The organism is Streptomyces sp. NPDC047014, assembly GCF_040644195.1.
GTDB lineage: Bacteria > Actinomycetota > Actinomycetes > Streptomycetales > Streptomycetaceae > Streptomyces.
In genome coordinates this window covers 16,088-34,071 of record NZ_JBEYVX010000001.1, presented here as the reverse complement: position 1 = coordinate 34,071, position 17,984 = coordinate 16,088, and the positions used below count along the sequence as shown (strand labels likewise).

Annotated in this window: 13 protein-coding genes; 8 read left to right on the top strand and 5 right to left on the bottom strand. The window is 75.9% G+C overall.

Annotation, left to right across the window (positions count from 1 at the left end; translation table 11 throughout):
• Positions 1-7 precede the first annotated feature (7 nt).
• Together ABZ873_RS00140 and ABZ873_RS00135 are read left to right on the top strand one after the other, a co-directional pair.
• Complete coding sequence (locus ABZ873_RS00140) at positions 8-724, top strand: response regulator transcription factor (RefSeq protein WP_360863258.1); 717 nt, start codon at positions 8-10, stop codon at positions 722-724.
• Positions 721-2,130 (top strand): HAMP domain-containing sensor histidine kinase, encoded by a 1,410-nt coding sequence (locus tag ABZ873_RS00135; protein ID WP_360863256.1) that lies wholly within the window; start codon positions 721-723, stop codon positions 2,128-2,130. Before ABZ873_RS00140 ends, ABZ873_RS00135 begins: the two co-directional genes overlap by 4 nt.
• 12 nt (positions 2,131-2,142) lie before the next feature.
• Here the strand turns inward: ABZ873_RS00135 and ABZ873_RS00130 are convergent, their stop codons facing one another.
• Positions 2,143-2,607, bottom strand: a complete 465-nt coding sequence (locus ABZ873_RS00130; protein WP_360863254.1) for a MarR family winged helix-turn-helix transcriptional regulator — start codon at positions 2,605-2,607, stop codon at positions 2,143-2,145.
• 86 nt (positions 2,608-2,693) lie between these two features.
• Between ABZ873_RS00130 and ABZ873_RS00125 the strand changes: the two genes are divergently transcribed.
• Complete coding sequence (locus ABZ873_RS00125) at positions 2,694-3,554, top strand: SDR family NAD(P)-dependent oxidoreductase (RefSeq protein WP_360863252.1); 861 nt, start codon at positions 2,694-2,696, stop codon at positions 3,552-3,554.
• 18 nt (positions 3,555-3,572) lie between these two features.
• Here the strand turns inward: ABZ873_RS00125 and ABZ873_RS00120 are convergent, their stop codons facing one another.
• The gene (locus tag ABZ873_RS00120) at positions 3,573-3,977 is read right to left on the bottom strand and encodes an ATP-binding protein (protein ID WP_360863250.1); all 405 of its coding nucleotides are present in this window, start codon (positions 3,975-3,977) and stop codon (positions 3,573-3,575) included.
• 249 nt (positions 3,978-4,226) lie between these two features.
• Here ABZ873_RS00120 and galT point away from each other — a divergent pair, with 249 nt between their 5' ends.
• The 3 genes from galT (at position 4,227) to ABZ873_RS00105 (ending at position 7,685) form a co-directional block, all read left to right on the top strand.
• Positions 4,227-5,255, top strand: coding sequence for a galactose-1-phosphate uridylyltransferase (galT, locus tag ABZ873_RS00115; RefSeq protein ID WP_360863248.1), 1,029 nt, complete (start codon positions 4,227-4,229; stop codon positions 5,253-5,255).
• Positions 5,252-6,427: a galactokinase gene (gene galK, locus ABZ873_RS00110; protein WP_360863247.1), complete on the top strand. Its 1,176-nt coding sequence runs from the start codon at positions 5,252-5,254 to the stop codon at positions 6,425-6,427. Before galT ends, galK begins: the two co-directional genes overlap by 4 nt.
• A gap of 334 nt (positions 6,428-6,761) precedes the next feature.
• On the top strand, positions 6,762-7,685 hold the full coding sequence (locus ABZ873_RS00105) for a methyltransferase domain-containing protein (protein WP_360863245.1): 924 nt from the start codon (positions 6,762-6,764) through the stop codon (positions 7,683-7,685).
• An 8-nt stretch (positions 7,686-7,693) separates the two neighbouring features.
• On the opposite strand, the gene ABZ873_RS00100 is transcribed toward ABZ873_RS00105, so the two are convergent.
• Entirely contained in the window at positions 7,694-8,059 is a 366-nt protein-coding gene (locus ABZ873_RS00100) for a S26 family signal peptidase (protein WP_360863244.1), read from the bottom strand.
• A 201-nt stretch (positions 8,060-8,260) separates the two neighbouring features.
• Here ABZ873_RS00100 and ABZ873_RS00095 point away from each other — a divergent pair, with 201 nt between their 5' ends.
• Positions 8,261-10,693: a SpoIIE family protein phosphatase gene (locus tag ABZ873_RS00095; RefSeq protein WP_360863242.1), complete on the top strand. Its 2,433-nt coding sequence runs from the start codon at positions 8,261-8,263 to the stop codon at positions 10,691-10,693.
• A 21-nt stretch (positions 10,694-10,714) separates the two neighbouring features.
• On the opposite strand, the gene ABZ873_RS00090 is transcribed toward ABZ873_RS00095, so the two are convergent.
• Positions 10,715-11,701: a serine/threonine-protein kinase gene (locus ABZ873_RS00090; RefSeq protein WP_360863241.1), complete on the bottom strand. Its 987-nt coding sequence runs from the start codon at positions 11,699-11,701 to the stop codon at positions 10,715-10,717.
• 419 nt (positions 11,702-12,120) lie between these two features.
• Here ABZ873_RS00090 and ABZ873_RS00085 point away from each other — a divergent pair, with 419 nt between their 5' ends.
• Positions 12,121-14,805 (top strand): lanthionine synthetase LanC family protein, encoded by a 2,685-nt coding sequence (locus ABZ873_RS00085; RefSeq protein WP_360863239.1) that lies wholly within the window; start codon positions 12,121-12,123, stop codon positions 14,803-14,805.
• 104 nt (positions 14,806-14,909) lie between these two features.
• On the opposite strand, the gene ABZ873_RS00080 is transcribed toward ABZ873_RS00085, so the two are convergent.
• Complete coding sequence (locus ABZ873_RS00080) at positions 14,910-17,906, bottom strand: AAA family ATPase (RefSeq protein ID WP_360863237.1); 2,997 nt, start codon at positions 17,904-17,906, stop codon at positions 14,910-14,912.
• Between the last annotated feature and the right edge of the window lie 78 nt (positions 17,907-17,984).

The window sequence follows — 17,984 nt, the reverse complement described above, 5'->3', positions numbered from 1 at the left end:
TGTCCGCATGCCGAGCGTCCTGGTCGTGGAAGACGACCCGAGCATCCGCCAGTCACTGATCGAGGTCCTGGCGGAGCACGGCTATGCCGTACGCAGCGCCGCCGACGGCTTCGGTGCGCTGCGCGAGGTGACCCAGACACCCGTCGACGCGGTGGTCCTCGACCTGGGGCTGCCCGATCTGGACGGAGGGGACGCCCTGCGGATGATCCGGGGCATATCCTCCGTCCCCGTGCTCGTCGCCACCGCCCGCGACGACGAGACGGAGATCATCAAGCTGCTCAACGCGGGCGCCGACGACTACATGGTCAAGCCGTTCTCCGGCGGGCAGCTCGTCGCCCGCCTCTCGGCGGTCCTGCGGCGCACCAGCCATGGGCCGGCCGCCGGGGCGGGCGTACCGGTGGCCACGGCCGCGGATCCGCTGCGGCCGGTCACGGTCGGCGAGCTGACGGTGGACCCGGGGGCGCGGACCGCGTACCTGGCCGGGCGGGAGCTGCGGCTGACCCGGCGGGAGTTCGACCTGCTGGCGTTCCTCGCCCTGCACAGCGGCCATGTGGTCTCCAAGCGCCGGCTGCTGACCGAGGTCTGGCGCGAGCCGTACGTGGACGACCAGACGGTCGATGTGCACCTGTCCTCCCTGCGCCGCAAGCTCGGTGAGCGCGCGGCCGCCCCGCGCTATCTGCTGACCGTGCGCGGCGTGGGCATCAAGCTGGTGGCGCCGCGGTGAGGCGTTCCCTGGCCGGGGTGGCGCTCGCCGTCACCTCCATGGTCGCCCTGTCCTTCCTCATACCGCTGGCCGCGCTGGTGATGTCGCTGGTCAAGGAGCAGGGCGTCAACGCCGCCGAGCAGCGGGCCGCCGCCCTGGCCCCCGTGCTCACCCTGACCACGGATCCGGCCGCGCTGCGGGAGTCCGCCGCGAGCCTGGACTCCTCCGAGCACCTGGTCGTGCACCTGCCGGGCTCCGGCCCGCTCGGCAGCTCCAAGGCCCCGGCGAAACTGCTCGAACGGGCGCAGCGGGGCCGGGAGTCCATCTCGCAGGAGATCCCGGGCGGCTGGATCTGCCTCCAGCCGGTGGTGCTGCCGGGCGACGAGGTCGCCGTCATCGAGAACTTCGTGCCGGAGGAGGAGCTGACCCGCGGCGTGAAGGAGTCGTGGGCGGTCATGCTCTTCCTCGCCGTGGGGCTGATCGGCGGGTCCGTGCTGGTCGCGGACCGGCTCGGCGCGAAGGTGGTCCGGTCCTCGAAGCGGCTCGCGCAGGCTTCGCACGCGCTGGGACGGGGCGATCTGGACACGCGCGTGGATCCGATGGGCCCGCCGGAACTACGGGACGCGGGCGTGGCCTTCAACGCGATGGCCAGCCGGATGACCGAACTGCTCGCCGTCGAGCGGGAACTCGTCGCGGACCTCTCGCACCGGCTGCGCACCCCGCTGACCGCGCTGCACCTGGCGTCGGAGCGGATGGCCGGTACGCCGGAGTCGGCGCGGGTGGAGGCGGCGGTCGGGGAGCTGGAGACGGAGCTCCAGGCCATCATCGCGGCGGCCCGCACCCCGCTGGCGGTGGGCCCGATGGGCCAGGGCCTGCTGGGCGCGGAGCCGACGGCCGGGCAGCGGTCCCCGAAGCGGGCGGAGTCCGGTTCCGGGCCGCGCTGCGAGGCCGCCGAGGTGGTGCGGCGGCGTACGGCCTTCTGGTCGGTCCTGGCGGAGCAGCAGGAACGGTCCTGCGCCCTGGACCTCACCCAGGAGCCGACGGCGGTGGGCCTCTCGGACGACGACATCGCGGCGGTGGTGGACGCGCTGATCGGCAATGTCTTCCGGCACACCGGGGCCGGTACGCCGCTGGGCGTGCGGGTGGTCCGGACGGCGCAGGCGGTGGAGCTGGTCGTGGAGGACGGCGGGCCGGGCATCCCGGATCCGGACCGGGCCCTCTCGCGCGGCAGCAGCACCGGCTCGACGGGGCTGGGCCTGGACATCGCGCAGCGGGCCGCGACGGCGACGGGCGGGACGATGCGCATCGGGCGCAGCCCGCTGGGCGGGGCGCGGATCACGGTGTCCTTCGCGCTGGCCCCGTCGGCCCTGTCGGGCGGCAGGACACGCGGCTCGCGGCGCCGTCCGGGGTGGCCGCGTCGGAAGTAGGGGCGCGGCGTTCTACGCGTGGTCGGCCGCCGCCGCCTTGAGCTTGCGCCACACCCGGCCGAGCGCTTCCAGGTCCTCGGCGTCCAGGAGGCCGGTGAAGCCGGGGGCCAGCACCTCGCGGCGGGTGGCGTCGGCCGCGGTGAACACCGTACGCCCGGCCTCGGTGAGGGAGACCTCGACGGAGCGGGCGTCGCGGGCGGAGGGTGTACGTGTCACCAGGCCGCGGGCCTGGAGGGCGTCGACCACGCGGGAGACCTGGCTGCGGCTGAGCAGGGTGCTGTTGCCGAGGACGGAGGCCGGCACCGGGTCCGGGCTGGTCGCGAGCCACAGCATCACCTCGAACCAGGACACCGGGAGGTCGTGCGCCTTGACCAGGGCCTTGTCCACGCGCTCGGTCAGGGTGGTCCCGGCCCAGACGAGCCCGTAGAAGGCGTAGTCGGCCGCCGGCATCTCGGCTTCGGTGAGCTTTTTCGGCATGTCGCTCAGTCTAGAGCTTGCGTGCACGCACACATAACTTTAAAGTGTGTGTGCACGCACATAAACCCCACCGTGAGAGGCGCATCATGTCCACCACCTCCCCCCACCCCGCCCGCACCGTCCTGATCACTGGTACCTCCTCCGGCATCGGCCTGGCCGCAGCCGTCGCCGCCGCCAGGGCCGGATGGCGTACGGTCGCCACCCTGCGGAACCCCGACCGGGCCGACGCCCTGCGCGCGGCGGCCGCCGAGGCGGGCGTCGAGCTCGACATCCGCCGGCTCGACGTCGTCGACGAGGAGTCCGTGGCCGCCGCCGTGGACGGCGTGATCGCCGACTACGGGCGCCTGGACGCGGTGGTGAACAACGCGGGCGCGGGCCACCTCGGCACCCTCGAACTCGAAACCGTGGCCGACGTGCGCGAGGTCATGGAGGTCAACTTCTTCGGCGTGCTGAACGTCTCCAAGGCCGCGCTCCCCCACCTGCGGGCCACCGGCGGGCGCCTGATCACCGTCACCAGCGTGGGCGGCGTGGTCGGGCAGCCGTTCAACGAGGCGTACTGCGCGGCCAAGTTCGCGGTCGAGGGGTACATGGAGAGCCTGGCGCCCGTCGCCCGCAGCCTCGGCGTGAGCGTGTCCGTGGTGGAGCCGGGGGCGGTGGCCACCGAGTTCGTCAACAACATCGGGCTCGACACCGACGCGCGCGTGGCGGCGGCCGGACCGTACGCGGACGCCCTGCGCGCCTATATCGACCGTACGGTCGCGCAGTTCACGCCGGACGCCGCCCAGACCCCGGCGGAGGCGGCCGCATCCGTACTGGAGGCACTGACGGCGGAGGAGCCGGCCTTCCGGATCCAGACCTCCCCGTGGGCCCGCGGGTTCACGGCGGCCAAGCTGGCGGACCAGGACGGCTCGGCGGTCCTCGCGATGACGGACACCTGGGTCCGCTGACCGCCGCCCGGCCGGAGGTCAGTCGGTTTCGGCGATGCGGGCGTGGACCGTCTTGCCACCGCCCGCCGCCGGGCGGACGGTGACGTCCTCCACCAGGTGGTTGACCAGGATCCAGCCCCAGCCGCCCGACCCGTCCACATGCGGCGGGCGGATCACCGGCGGGTCCGGGCTGGTGTCGGTGACGTCGATGTCCACCGAGGTCGCGGACCGCGACAGCCGCAGGCTGCACGGCCCCGAGGTGTGGCGGACGGCGTTGGTGACGAGTTCGCTCACCACCAGCAGCGCGATGTCCCCGGTGGTGCGGGGGACGGGGGAGCCCGCCAGCGCGGACTCCTCCAGGAATCGCATCGTGGCATCACGCGCGCCGGCGGCCGCCTGCGTATCGTGACCGAGGTCGAGGGACCGCTCCAGCGTCAGAGCCATCGTCTTCCCTCCCGCAACCGGGTTCAGGCCCTTCACCCTGACCGTTGTACCCGCTCCCCAGGGTGTACGAACCACCACAAATCGCCTTTCTGTCCGAAAAGCAGAGGTCATCGGCTCCCCCACCCGCCGGCCCGGGCGCTCCGGGCCGGGCCGGGAGGGCGGTCGTATCATCGGGGGCGCGGCCGGGAGGGGCCAGGGGGCTCGGCCCCGGGCGTGGAGTGCAGGGACGACAGGGGCGAGGACGCGCAGGTGTACAGGACGGTCATCGGGCTCGCGGACGGCCGCGAGCTCTTCTACTACGACAGCTCCCCCGGCCAGGACCGCACCGCCCCGGACCGCCGGCCGCCCTCCCCCGCCGCCCCCGCCCCCGAGCTGCGCCGGGATCCGGCCACCGGGGACTGGGTGGTCATCGCCGCGCACCGGCAGTCGCGTACGCACCGCCCGCCCGCGGACGCCTGCCCGCTCTGCCCCTCCGTCGACGGGCGGCAGGGCGAGATCCCGGCCGCCGACTACGAGGTGGCCGTCTTCGAGAACCGGTTCCCCTCCCTCTCCGGGGACGCGGGCCGCTGCGAGGTGGTGTGCTTCACCCCGGAGCACGACGCCGGATTCGCCGACCTCGGTCCGGATCGGGCCCGGCTGGTGCTGGACGCGTGGACGGACCGCACCGCCGAGCTGTCGGCCCGGCCCGGCGTGGTCCAGGTGTATTGCTTCGAGAACCGGGGCGCGGAGATCGGCGTCACCCTGTCGCACCCGCACGGCCAGATCTACGCCTTCACCGTGACCACCCCCCGCACCGCCCGGCACCTGGCCGCCGCGGCCGCGCACCGGGCCGCGACCGGCCGCAACCTCTTCGAGGACCTGCTGGCCGAGGCCCGCGCGGCCACCGGGCGCGTGGTGCTGGCCGGGGAGCACTGGACGGCCTTCGTGCCCTACGCCGCGCGCTGGCCGTACGAGGTGCACCTCTACCCGCACCGCAGGGTGCCCGACCTGACCGCGCTCACCGAGGCGGAGCGCGCCGAGTTCCCCGGGCTGTACCAGGACCTGCTGCGCCGCTTCGACGCCCTCTTCGGGCTGCCGGATCCGACGCCCTATGTCGCCGCCTGGCATCAGGCGCCGCGCGTGGGCGGCGAGGAACTGGCGCTGCACCTGGAGCTGTTCACGGTGCGGCGGACCGCCGACAAGCTCAAGTACCTGGCGGGGACGGAATCCGGCATGGACGCCTTCATGAACGACGTGGCCCCGGAGACGGCCGCGCAGCGCCTGCGGGAGGCCCGGTGAACGACCTGGTGGACACGGAGGGCGCGGCGGACGCCGTACGGCGGGAGTTCGAGCGGGTGCACGGCCGGGCCCCCGAGGGGGTCTGGGCCGCGCCGGGCCGGGTGAACCTGATCGGCGAGCACACCGACTACAACGACGGCTTCTGCCTGCCCATGGCCCTGCCGCGGACGACCGTACTGGCGGCCGGCCGCCGCGACGACGGCCTGCTGCGGCTGCACAGCACCCGGGGCGGCGAGGGCCGGATCACCGAGCTGCGGGTGGCGGAGCTGGCACCCGGCGGGGTCACCGGCTGGGCCCGCTACCCCGCCGGGGTGGTCTGGGCGCTGCGGGAGCGCGGGCTGCCCGTCGGGGGCGCCGATGTGCACCTGGACAGTACGGTGCCGGTCGGCGCGGGCCTGTCCTCCTCCGCCGCCCTCGAATGCGCCGTCGCCGTGGCCTACGACGAGCTGTACGGGCTCCGCCTGGACCGGCCGGAGACCGCGCGCGTGGCCCAGTACGCGGAGAACGCCTTCGCCGGGGTGCCGTGCGGGGTCATGGACCAGATGGCCTCGATGTGCTGTACGGAGGGCAACGCCCTGCACCTCGACAGCCGCACCCTGGAGGTCCGTCAGGTGCCCTTCGACCTGACCGGGCACGGGCTGCGGCTGCTGGTGCTGGACACGGGGGTGAGCCACGACCTGGCCGACGGGGCGTACGCCGCCCTGCGCGCGGGGTGCGAGCGGGCGGCGGGGCTGCTCGGCGTGGCGGCCCTGCGGGATCTCGGCGGGGCGGATCTGCCCGCGGCCCTGGCGGGGCTTCCGCCGGAGCTGGCGCCGCTGGTCCGGCATGTGGTCACCGAGAACGAGCGGGTCGGCCAGGCCGTGGACCGGCTCGCGGCGGGCGCGCCGGAGGCCCTGGGGGCGCTGCTGACCGCCGGGCACGCCTCGCTGCGGGACGACTACCGGGTCTCGTGCGCGGAGACCGACCTCGCGGTGGCGGCGGCGGTCGGCGCGGGCGCGCTCGGCGCCCGGATGACGGGGGGCGGCTTCGGCGGGTCCGTGATCGCCCTGGTCCGCGAGGACGCGGCGGAGGGCGTGGCCCGGGCGGTGGCCGGGGCGTTCGCCTCGGCCGGTTTCAAACCGCCGTCGGTACTGGAGGCGGTCCCCTCGGCCGGCGCCCGCCGCACCGCCTGAGGCGGCGCGGGCCTGCCCCGACGGCGTCACCCCTCCAGCAGCGCCTGAGTGAACCTCCAGAGGGGAGGCCGTATGCGTCGGAGGAAGCCACATGCCGCGAGGCACCCTTTGACCGGCACAAGCAAGCGCCTATCCCATTTCTGACTGGTATCTGCTGGCCCTTATGGCCATTTCCACTCTCAGGTGATTCACTGTGGCCACCCGGCCCTGCGACGGTCGAGCGGCTCTCACCAGCGCGGGACGACCGGACCGTGGCCCCTGCGCGCCGATCGCGGTGTTCGGCGCGCGGGGGCCCGAACGGCTTCCGTACCGGGCGGAGGATGAGGAGAACGGGATGACGGTCGTCGTCGTGCGGGACGCGTCCACCGGAGCCGCGGAGTCCGTGTGCGCGCTCCTCGCCACGGCGGGCCTGACCGCGCGACCGCTGCGGGCCGACGAGGCCGCGCCGCCCGGCATCACCGGCCTGATCCTGCTGTCCGGCGCACCCGCGCCCGCCCTCGTACGGGAGGCCCTGGCGGCCGATGTCCCGGTACTGGCCCTCGGAGCCGGGACGGAACCGCTCGGGGAGCTGCCCCGCGCAGGGCGGAGCGACCGGGACGCCGCCGACGACGGGAGCGATCCCCGGGGCGCTCTGCTCCGGTTCGCGGGGCTGGTGGCCGAGCGGGCCGAGCGCACCGCCACCCGGGCCTTCTTCACGCGCCGGGCCGACGCGTGGGAGGAGCGGTTCGCCTACCAGACCCCGGCGTACGAGGCGGCCGTCGCCCGCATGCGGCTCGCCCCGGGGCGGCGGGCGCTGGACCTCGGATGCGGTACGGGGCGGGCCATGCCGGCCCTCCGTAGCCAGGTGGGGCCGGAGGGGCAGGTGCTCGGCGTCGACCTCACGCCCGCCATGCTGGCGGCGGCCGCCCGGCACGGCCGTACCCGCCACGGGCAGCTGCTGGCCGGGGACTGCACCCGGCTGCCGCTGGCCGACGCCTCCGTGCACGGGATCTTCGCGGCGGGCCTCGTGGACCACGTACCGGATCCGCGGGCTGCCCTGCGCGAGTGGGCCCGGATCACGGCGCCGGACGGGACGCTGCTGCTGTTCCACCCCTCGGGCCGGGCCGAACGCGCGGCCCGCCACGGCCGTCCCCTCGACCCGCACGACCTCCTCGCCGAACCGAACCTCCGCCCGGCCCTGGAATCAACAGGCTGGCACCTGGACACGTACGAGGACGCCCCGAACCACTTCCTGGCCCGCGCGGTACCGAGCCGCTGAGCCCGCGCTCAGGCTTCCGGCGCGGCCTCGGGCCGGCGGGCCTTGGCCGCCGCACCCGAGCGGGGCACCCCGTCGACCGAGGTGCAGATGCCGAAGACGCGGGCGTGCCCCGTCCAGCCGTTGACGCGGCCGCGGTTGTTGCTGATCTGCACGCGGCCCCGCGCGGGGTCCACCGCGGACACGAGATGCAGGTACACCGTTCCGGCGACCCGCGCGAGGACGATGTCCCCGGCCTCCAGCTTCGCCGGGTCCACCGGGGCGACCACCACGCGCTGCCGGCTCCGTACCAGCGGGACCATGGAGCCGCCCGTGGGCCGGAACTCCACCGTGGCCCCGCCCGCGACCCTGACCGCCACCGCGTCCAACGCACCCATGCCCGGCATCGTCGCAGAACGGCCCCACCCGCCCGTACCGAATATTCGGCCGCGGCGGCCCCCGGCCCCGGGCGGGGGTGTGCGGGGGGATTGCGTTGGTGCTCCTTCGTCCGCCGGATCATGCTTGTCAGTGGGGCCCCCGGCCGTGCAGGTTCCCGCGGGACAGCCGCGACGTATCTAGCGAGGGCGAGATGAACGGCGATGGAGCAACTTCCCACCTCTCCCGGTGAGCGGCCGGAGCACACCGACGCCTCCCACGAGTCGGCGTACACGGCCTCGGCCGCCATCGACGAGCACGGCTTCGTGACCGAGTGGAGCGAGGGCGCGGCCCGGCTGCTCGGCTACGGATCCGCCGAGGTGGTGGGACGGCCCGCCGGGCAGCTGCTCGCCGACCCCGTGGACACGGCGGCCTCGCGCATCGCCGCCGAGCAGGACCGGTGGAGCGGCACGGTGGCCCTCCGGCACCGCGACGGGCAGCGGCTGGAGCAGGGGCTGCTCGCGCACCGCTGGACCTCCACCGGCGGTACGACGAAGTGGTACGTGGTCTCCGCCGTGACGGGCGGGGCGGACGCCGCCTGGGCGGGCCCGCTCCAGGAGTGGACCTTCGTCCAGTCCCCCTGCTTTCTGGCGATCTTCGACGCGGATCTGCGCCTCGTCCGGGCGAACACCGGCATGGAGCGCACGCTGTCCCTCACCGAGGCCGAGATGCGGGGCCTGCGGCTGCCGGAGATCGCGCCCGACCCGGTGAGCGACGAGACCGAGCGCCGGATGCGCCTGGTGCTCGACTCCGGGGACCCGCAGCGCGTGGAAGCCTTCGTACGGACGACCGGCGCGAGCGCCGAGCACGGCTGGGCCACCTCCCTCGCCCCGCTGCGGGACGCCGACGGCCGGGTGTGCGCGGTGTTCCTGGCCGCGCACGACCGCACCGGGGTCGAGGTCCAGAAGCAGCAGATGATCGTCCCCGAGGCCGCGCACTCCCGCATCGGCACCACCGAGGACAGCACCCGCACCGCGCAGGAGCTCGCCGAGGTCGCCGTCCCCCAGCTGGCCGATTTCGCCCTGGTCGACCTGCTGGAGCCCGCCCCGCACGGCGGCCGCCCGCCCGCGACCGGTTCGGCGGAGGCGGTGACCGTACGCCGCACCGCGGTCCGTTCGACGGCGGAGACGGGCCCGCCGCCCCGGCTGGCGGTCGGCGGCACGGCCGTGTACCCGGCGCTGTCGCCCCCGGTGGCCTGCCTGGCCGCGGGCCGCGGCGCCGTCTACGGGACGGCCGATCCGGCGGTGGCCCGCTGGGTGGCCGAGGACCCGGGGGCGGCCTGGGTCAGCGAGTACGGCGCCCACTCCCTGATGGTGGTACCGATGCGGGCGGACGGGGTCACCCTCGGCGTGGCCGTTTTCAGCCGGCGCCTGCGCCGCGAGCCCTTCCAGCCGGAGGACCTGTCGCTGGCGGAGGACCTGGCGAGCCGGGCGGCCGCCAGTATCCACAGCGCGCACCGCTCGGCCCGCGAGCACACCAGCACCATGACCCTCCAGCGCAGCCTGCTCCCGCAGAAGCTGCCCGACCACGCCGCCCTGGAGACCGCCTCCCGCTATCTCCCGGCCGGGACCGAGGCGGGCGTGGGCGGTGACTGGTTCGACGTGATCCCGCTGTCCGGGGCGCGGGTGGCCCTGGTTGTGGGCGATGTGGTGGGGCACGGGATCCGCGCCTCGGCCACCATGGGCCGGCTGCGCACCGCCGTGCGCACCCTGGCCGATGTGGACCTGCCGCCGGACGAGCTGCTGACCCACCTGGACGATTTGATCATCCACCTGTCCACGGACGAGGGCGGCCCCTCGGGCGCCGGGGAGGCGGCCGGGGGCATCGGCACCACCTGCCTGTTCGTGGTCTACGACCCGGTGACCCGGCGCTGCACCCTGGCCCGCGCGGGCCATCCGCCGCCGGCCGTGGTCTCCCCGGAGGGGTCGGTGTACCTGCTGGACGTACCGGCGGGGCCCCCGCTGGGCCTCGGCGGACTGCCCTTCGAGACCGCCGAGGCGGACCTCCCCGAGGGCAGCATCCTCGCCCTTTACACCGACGGCCTGCTGCAACCGCACGAACGGGACATCGACGAGGCCCTGGACAGCATGTTCGCGGCGCTCGCCCGTCCCGCGTCCTCGCTGGAGGCGGTGTGCGACCGGGTGCTGACGGCGCTGCTGACCCACCCGCCCGACGACGACGTCGCCCTGCTGGTCGCCCGTACCCGGGCCCTGCACGCCGACAAGGTCGTCGTCTGGGACCTGGCCGCGGACCCCTCTGTCGTCGGGCAGGCGCGCCGGCAGACCACCGACCAGCTGACGGCCTGGGGGCTGGAGGATGCCGCCTTCGTCACGGAGCTGCTGGTCAGCGAGCTGGTCACCAATGCCATCCGGTACGGGCGGCCGCCGATCCAGCTGCGGCTGATCCATGAGAAGGACACGCTGATCTGCGAGGTCTCCGACGCCAGCAGTACGGCGCCCCACATGCGGCGGGCCCGGACCTTCGACGAGGGCGGGCGCGGGCTGCTGCTGGTCGCGCAGCTGGCCCAGCGCTGGGGCACCCGGCACGGGGCGGTGGGGAAGACCATCTGGGCCGAGCAGTCCCTCGTGGAGCTGTAGCGCCCGAAAGGGCGCGGCCCGTCACCGTGGCCGGGCGGCGCTCCTGCGGAAGACCGGCAGGGCCCACTCCGGCGGCTCGGGCGGCGCCTCGTCCTCGGGCAGCGGCGAGGGCCTGCGCTCCGGCCGGGGCCCCTCGTCCACGGCGACGCGCAGGGCCGCCACGAACTCCAGGCAGGAGCCGTACCGGTCCTCGGGGACCTTGGCCAGCGCCTGCGCCAGCACCGCGTCGGCGGCGGCCCCGATCCCGGGCCGCTTCTCGCTGAGCGGGGGCGGCGGGTCGTACTGGTGCGCCCACAGCAGGGCGGCGTCCTCCTCGCGTACGAAGGGCGGCCCGCCGGCCAGGGTCTCGTAGACGACGCAGGCCATGCTGTAGAGGTCGCAGCGGCCGTCGACAGGGCGGCCGGAGATCTGCTCGGGCGCCATGTAGTCGAGGGTGCCGACGAACTCCCCGGCCGTGGTGAACCCGGTCAGGGACAGGGACTTCTTCGTCAGTCCGAAGTCCGTGAGGTAGATGTGCTCGGGATGGTCCCGGTCGGGGCCGGCGGCGACGAGAATATTGCCGGGCTTGACATCGCGGTGGACCAGGTCGTGGTCGTGGGCCGCGTCCAGGGCGGAGGCCACCTGGGCGGCGATGCGCAGGGCGGTGGCCACCGGGAGGGGGCCCTCGCGGTCCAGCAGGCCCCGCAGGTCGAGCCCGGGGACGTAGCGCATGGCGATGTACAGGACGCCGTCCGTCTCGCCCGCCTCGAAGATCGGCACGATGTGCGGGTGCTCGATGGAGGCGGCCACGCGGGATTCATGGGTGAAGCGGCGCCGGAAGGTGTCGTCGCGGGCCCGCTCCGGGGCGATCAGCTTGAGCGCGACCGTGCGGTCCAGGCGCAGGTCCTTGGCGCAGTAGACGACGGCCATGCCGCCGCGGCCGATCATGCGCTCGACGCGGTAGCCGGCGATCTGCTGTCCGACCAGGCCCGAGGGCCGGCCGGTGTACTGGCTCAGGTCCGCGCCCATCCGGCGCCCCCTCCGCCGGCGTACCGGCTCGGACGCGCCCTCGACGCGACGGGCCGCTGTTCCATACCGGAATTCTATCCAGTGATCGATACGGGTGCAGATCCGGCGGCGGCGGCCGGTACCACCCCCCACGCCCCGGCGGAAGGGCTTCCACCACCACCATTCGGCTGCGCGCGGGCCGCGCCTTCGGTGGGGGTGCGGGCGCGGAAAATGCGGGGGCCCCGCCCATGTGCGCGGGGCGCCGATGGCGTTGAGTCGGGTATGCCGATCGGCCGGCGCCAGTCCGATGTCAGCCGCGCTTCTCCGCGCACACGACCTCCCAGGGGGTGTCGATACGAACCGACCCGGCGCTTCCGTGCGGGGGTGCTCCCCCGCACCTCCGCACGGATCCCGCCCTCCGGACGATCACGAAGGCTGACATGCGCGACGAACGCTGGGTCCACCGCTTCCCCTACACGTGGAACGACACGCTCTTCTTCGACCCGCTCGACACCGTGTACCGGCCTTCCTCCGACCACTTCCTCTCCGGGTGCGACGCGGCCGTACGGGAGCGCTTCGTCCGCGCCGGTGTGCGCTGGGTCCACCGGACCGGCCGCGAGCTGCCCGAGCAGGGCTGGATCATCCATGTGTCGGTGAGCCCGCGGGAGGCGCCCGCGATCGCGCCCGCGCTGATCCGGCACCTCACCGGCCGCGGGTCCGATTTCGAGATCGCCCTCGACGCGACCGTGCACGCCCTGCTCAACTCCCGTGCCGCGTCCGCGCGCACCGGCAGCGAGCTGGCGACCGTCCACCCCCGCGACGAGGAGGACTTCCGGACCTGCCTCGCCGAGCTGGACCGGCTCCTCGCGGGCGCCGAGGGCGCCCCCGTCCCCTCCGACCAGCGCTACCGCGACAGCCGGGCCCTCTCCTTCCGCTACGGCCGCCTCCGCGGCCCGGACGGCGTGGACGTGCTCGGGCGGCCGCTGCGGCGCATCCTCGGCCCCGACGGGCCCGCCCCCGACGACCGGTACGCGGGCCCCGCCCACCCCGACTGGCCGGAGTGGCCCTTCGACGACTGGAAGCCCGCGCCCGAGGACGAGGGGGACGGCCTGCTCGGGGGACGCTTCCGGGTGACGGGCGCGGTCCGTTTTTCGCACAGCGGCGGCGTGTACACCGCCGAGGACACCGCGGACGGCGGCCGGCCCGCCCTGGTCAGGGAGGCCCGGCCGCACACCGGGATCGACCCGCGCCAGGGCCACGACGCGGTGGACGCCCTCGACCGGGAGTGGATGTTCCTGAACCTGCTGGCCGCCGTCGGCTCGTTCCCCGCCCCGGTGGCGAGGTTCCGGCAGGGCGAACACCATTACACCGCGCAGGAGTTGATCGGCCGTCCCGCGATCGGCCCGGCGCTGCTCGCGCGTCATCCGCTGCTGCGGGCTGGCGCGGGCGTGACCGGCTCGCGGGAGTACCTGCGGATCTTCCTCACCGTCTTCGGCGGCCTCGCCCGCGCGGTGCTGGCCGCGCACGACCGCGGGGTGGTCCTCGCGGAGCTCACCGCCGGAAACGTGCTGCTCGACCCGGACACCCTTGAGGTGAGCGTGGTCGGCCCGGCGTACGGACGGCTCCTCGACGGCGGCGGCCCGGCGGCGGGCGGGGACGGCCCGGCGGCCGGCGGGGACGGCCTCGCGGAGGACCGCCGGGCCCTGGCGAGGACCATGGCGCACCTGCTGCTCCCGGTGACCGGGATGGCGTACCTGTGCGAGGACCTGCTCGCCCGGTACCGCGGCCTCGTCACGGAGGGCCTGGGCTGGCCGGAGCGGGTCCACCGGCTGCTCTCCGACCTGGCCGGGGACCGGATCGGCCTGGAGGACGTGCTCCGGGCCGTGGAGGACGGGGCGGCGGAGCTGCTGGCCGGGGTGCGGGCCGTCGCGCCGCGCCCGGTGGCCGGGGAGGGGCGCGGGCTGCGGGAGGCCGAGGCGGGGGTGGCCGCGTTCGTGGAGGCCACCGCCGACACCGGGCGGGACACGCTGTTCCCGGTGGACCCCTTCGCGCACGCCACGAACCCGCTGAGCCTCGGTTCCGGGGCGAGCGGTGTCCTGTGGGCCCTGCACGCCTCGGGCCTGCCGCTCGACCCCGCGTGGCGCGACTGGCTGGCGGCGCGGCTGGCGGACATCGACCCGGAGCGGTATCCGGACGGGCTGATGAACGGCCTGGCCGGTATCGCCTGGGCCGCCGACGAGCTGGGCCTCGGCTCCCGGGCACGGCAGCTGCTGACCCTGGCGGGACGGCGCGTGCTCGGCCGGGGCGACCACACCTTCCACCACGGGCTGGCCGGGGTGGGCATGACACACCTGCGGTTCTTCCTGCGCCACCGTGACCCGGCCCATCTGGCGGCGGCGCGCTCCTGCGCGCAGGCCCTGTGCGGCACGGTGCGGCGGGACGGCGCCCTCGCGTACTGGCTGAACGACTTCTCCACCGACGGGCCGCTGTCCGGGCTGGGCTTCGGGCAGGCCGGTGTGGCGATGTTCCTGCTGCGGATGCACCAGATCACCGGCGAGGAACGGCATCTGCGGCTGGGCCGCGAGGCCCTGGCCTGGGAGACCGCCCACACCTGGGAGACCTCGCGCGGCGGCTCCCCGGCGGACGGGGAGGGCCCGCTCATGTTCGATCCCGAGGGGTCCGCGGACCCGTCCGTGGAGGCGGGCGCGGCGGGCGTGGCCAAGGTGCTGCTGCGGTACGGGGACCTGGGCGCGGCCCGTACCGTCCTGCGCGGGCTGGGGGCCCGCTACGCGGCGCTGCCGGGTTACGCCTCCGGGCTGAGCGGGGTGGCCGACACCCTGCTGGACGCGGCGGCCTTCACCGGGGACGGCGCCTACCGCGCGGCGGCGCTGCGGCAGCTGGGCTCCGTACGCGAGCTCTTCCTGTTCGCGCCGGCGGAACGGTCCGGGCTGCCGGGGGCCGGGCTGCCGCGCCCCGGCGGCCGGGCCCTGCTGGCGCTGCCGGGGGACGGGCTGCTGCGCTGCTCCACGGACTACCTGACCGGTTCGGCGGGCCTGCTGCGTGTGCTGCACCGCGTGAACTCGGGGGGAACGGCCGACTTCCTGCTCGACGAGGTCGGCCTGTGACGCGGCTCCGGCGACCACAGGGGAGCCGCCGGGGCCCGGAGGGAGGGCACCCGTACCACGCGGAGGGGGCGTGGTACGGGTCCGCTCCGCGGGAGGCGGGGGCGCTACGGGACCAGGTCGCGGGCGGCGGTGGCGAAGGCGCCGCGGTTGGGGTGGCCGGTCTTGTGCAGCAGGCTCGCCACGTGCTTCTCCACCGTCCGGTGCGAGATGTGCAGCCGTCCCGCGATGTCCTTGTTGCTGATCCGCTCGGCGACGAGCCGGGCCACCTCGAACTCGCGGACGGTGATGCCGGAGCGGCGCAGGTCCGGCGGCACCCGCTCGGTGCCCACCCGCCGCTGGCGCACGGAGGCGCCCATGCCGCGCAGCAGGGCCCGGCCCGCGCCGGCCGCGGCCTGGAGTCCCGCGCCGTGGAAGTACTCCTCGGCCTCGCGCAGCCACTCCACCGGGGTGCCCCAGCCGTCCTCGTGGGCGGCCCGCGCCACCAGCCGCAGGCCGAGCCGGCGGGCCATGGGGTACGGTCCGGCCGCCTCCAGGGCCCGGAGGGCGGCGGCCTCCGCCTCCTCGTGGCGGCCCTCGCGGCCGAGCAGTACGGCGTGGGCCAGGCCCGCGAACTGCCGGTTCCAGCGGGGCCCGGCGGCCGCGGCCCGTGCGAGGGCGGGGCGGTGGCCGCGGCCGAGCCGGCCGGCCAGGACGCCGAGCAGCAGGGCGATGCCGTCCCGGCCGTGGTCGGCGGTGGCGGGGTTCTCCGTGTCGTAGGCGAGGGCCCGGGCCAGTTCCTGTTCGGCCGCGTCGTGGCGTTCCTCCAGCAGGGAGCAGAAGGCGCGCGCCAGGCCGTACGCCATGGGGCGCAGGCCGGGGGCGGCGTCGAGCAGGGGTTCCAGGCGCTCCAGGGCCGCGAGCATGTCGGTGCGCCTGCCCTGGTGGGCGTACCGTACGGCCTCGGCGAGCCGGAGGCGGGCCATGGAGCGGCCCAGTCCGCGCCGGGACGCCTCGGCGGCCGCCTCCCGGACCACGGCCGCGGCCTCGTCGAACTCGCAGCGCCGGATCCGTTCCATGGCGAGCGCGAGGGCGGCCTCGTGGGCGAGCGGGAGCAGGCCCGTGCGGAGGGCTTCGCGGCGGGCCCGTTCCAGGCGGGCGGGCCGGGCGTCCTGCTCCGTCGCGGCGATGGCCAGCCGGACCTCGGCCGAGACCCGCGCCGCGGGGAGCCGGTGGGCGAGGGCCACCGTACGGGCCCGCTCGAAGTGGGCGGTGGCCGTCCCCGCCTCCCGGTGCCCCTCCAGCCGGCCGAGCAGCAGCAGGGCGGCGCAGGCCACCTCGGGCAGCTCGGCGCGGCGCGCGGAGTCCACGGCGGCGCGGGCGTACCGGGCGGCGGTGCGCAGCCGGTCGGGGGCGGGGCGGCCGAGTGCCACGCGCGCGGCGGCGAGGTCGACGCGGGCGGCGTCGGCGGGGTCGGGCCGGTCGCCGAGCAGGGCGCGGGCGGTGGCCAGGTGCGCCTGCGCCGGTACGGGGCTGCCCATCAGGGTGGCGATGTCGCCGAGCCGCGCGTACAGGCGGGCCCGGCGGCCGGGCGGCAGGGTGTGCTCGCCGCAGCCCAGGGGTTCCGGGGAGGCGAGGGGCGCGGGGAGCCGGTCGAAGCGGGCCGAGCGGGCGACGGCGTCGAGCAGCGACTCCAGGACGGCGGCCCGCTGTTCGGGCGCGTCGCCGGGGCCGAGCAGGCGGTGGGCGCGGGCCAGGAGGTCGACGGCGGGGGCGATGTCGGTCGGGTCGGGCGCCCGGCGCGCGGCCTCGCGGTAGAGCCGCAGGGCCTCGGCGGTGTCGCCGGCGTACTCGTGCAGGCGGGCGGCGTGGGCGCACCACGGGCCGGGCAGGCCCGGGTGCAGCTCCGCCACGGCGCGGGCGGCGCGGGCGGCGTGGCGGGCGCGGCCGCCGGGCCCGAGGCCGTCGAGCAGGGCCTCGGCGGCGAGGGGGTAGCGGAAGGCGTACCAGTGGCTGTCCGGCCCGTCCGGGGTGATCAGGCAGGTGGTGAGCGCGGTACGCAGGACGGCGGAGACCTCCGCGGGGCCGGCTCCGGCCGCCCGCTCCAGGACGGGCAGCGGGAACCGGGGGCCGAACAGGGCGGCGGTGCCCAGCAGTTCGGCGCCGAGCGGGCCGAGCGCGTCGACCCGGCGGCGCACGTCCTCGGCGACGGTGGCGGGGACGGCGGCGGGGGCCGCGGGGGTTCCGGGGCCGCCGGGGTGGCGGGTGGCACCGGGGGGAAGGGCCGCCTCGGGGGCGAACTCCTTGACGAGTTCCTTGGCCAGTTCCTTCACCACGAAGGGGATTCCGGCGCTGCTGTCGACCGCGCGGCGGACCAGTTCGGGGCGTATGTCCGCCGGGGCGGCGCCCAGTTCGGCCGCGACGAGCAGATGCACCTCGGGGCGGGTCAGCGGGCGCAGGTCGAGGACCTGGGCGGCTCCGCGCTGCCGGGCGCGGGTGGCGAGGTCGGCCGCCGTCCCGGGGCTGCGGCCCGTGACGAGCAGGAGGGCGGCGGGCTGCTGCCCGAGGTTGTCGAGCAGGTACTCCAGGACCGCGAGGGTGCCGGGGTCGGCGTCGTGCAGGTCGTCCAGGACGAGCAGGCAGCCGCGGCGGCGGCCGACGGCGGCCAGCAGCCTCAGCAGCGTCTCGCCGACCATCAGGTGCGGGGCGGCGGGCGCCCCGGCCTCGGGGGCGCCGCCGAGCAGCCCGGTCAGCACGGGCCCGTAGCGGCCGAGCGCTTCCGGTTCGGGCAGCAGACCGGCGCGGGCCAGCAGGAGCAGGGCTTCGACGAACGGCCGGTAGGGCACGGGCGGGCCGAGGGTGCTGGCGCGTCCCCGCAGGGTGACCATGTCCGCGGCGGCGGCCGCGGCCAGGGCCTCGGCGGCGAGCCGGGTCTTGCCCACCCCGGGCTCCCCGGTGACGAAGAGCGCCGCGCCGCGCCCGGTCCGGGCGGCGGCCAGCGCCGCCGCGAGGCGTTCCATCTCGGCGGCGCGGCCGACGAGTTCCCCCGGACCGGGCCGCGGGCCGCCGCGGTGGCCCGGGGCGGTGCGGTCGTGGGCCGGCCGTGCCGGCCTGGCTGCGGACACCGGCTCTCCCCTTCCCGGCGGGCCGTCCGAGGCGCCACCGGGACGACGGTACGCAGGGGGCGGGCGCGGTATGAAGCC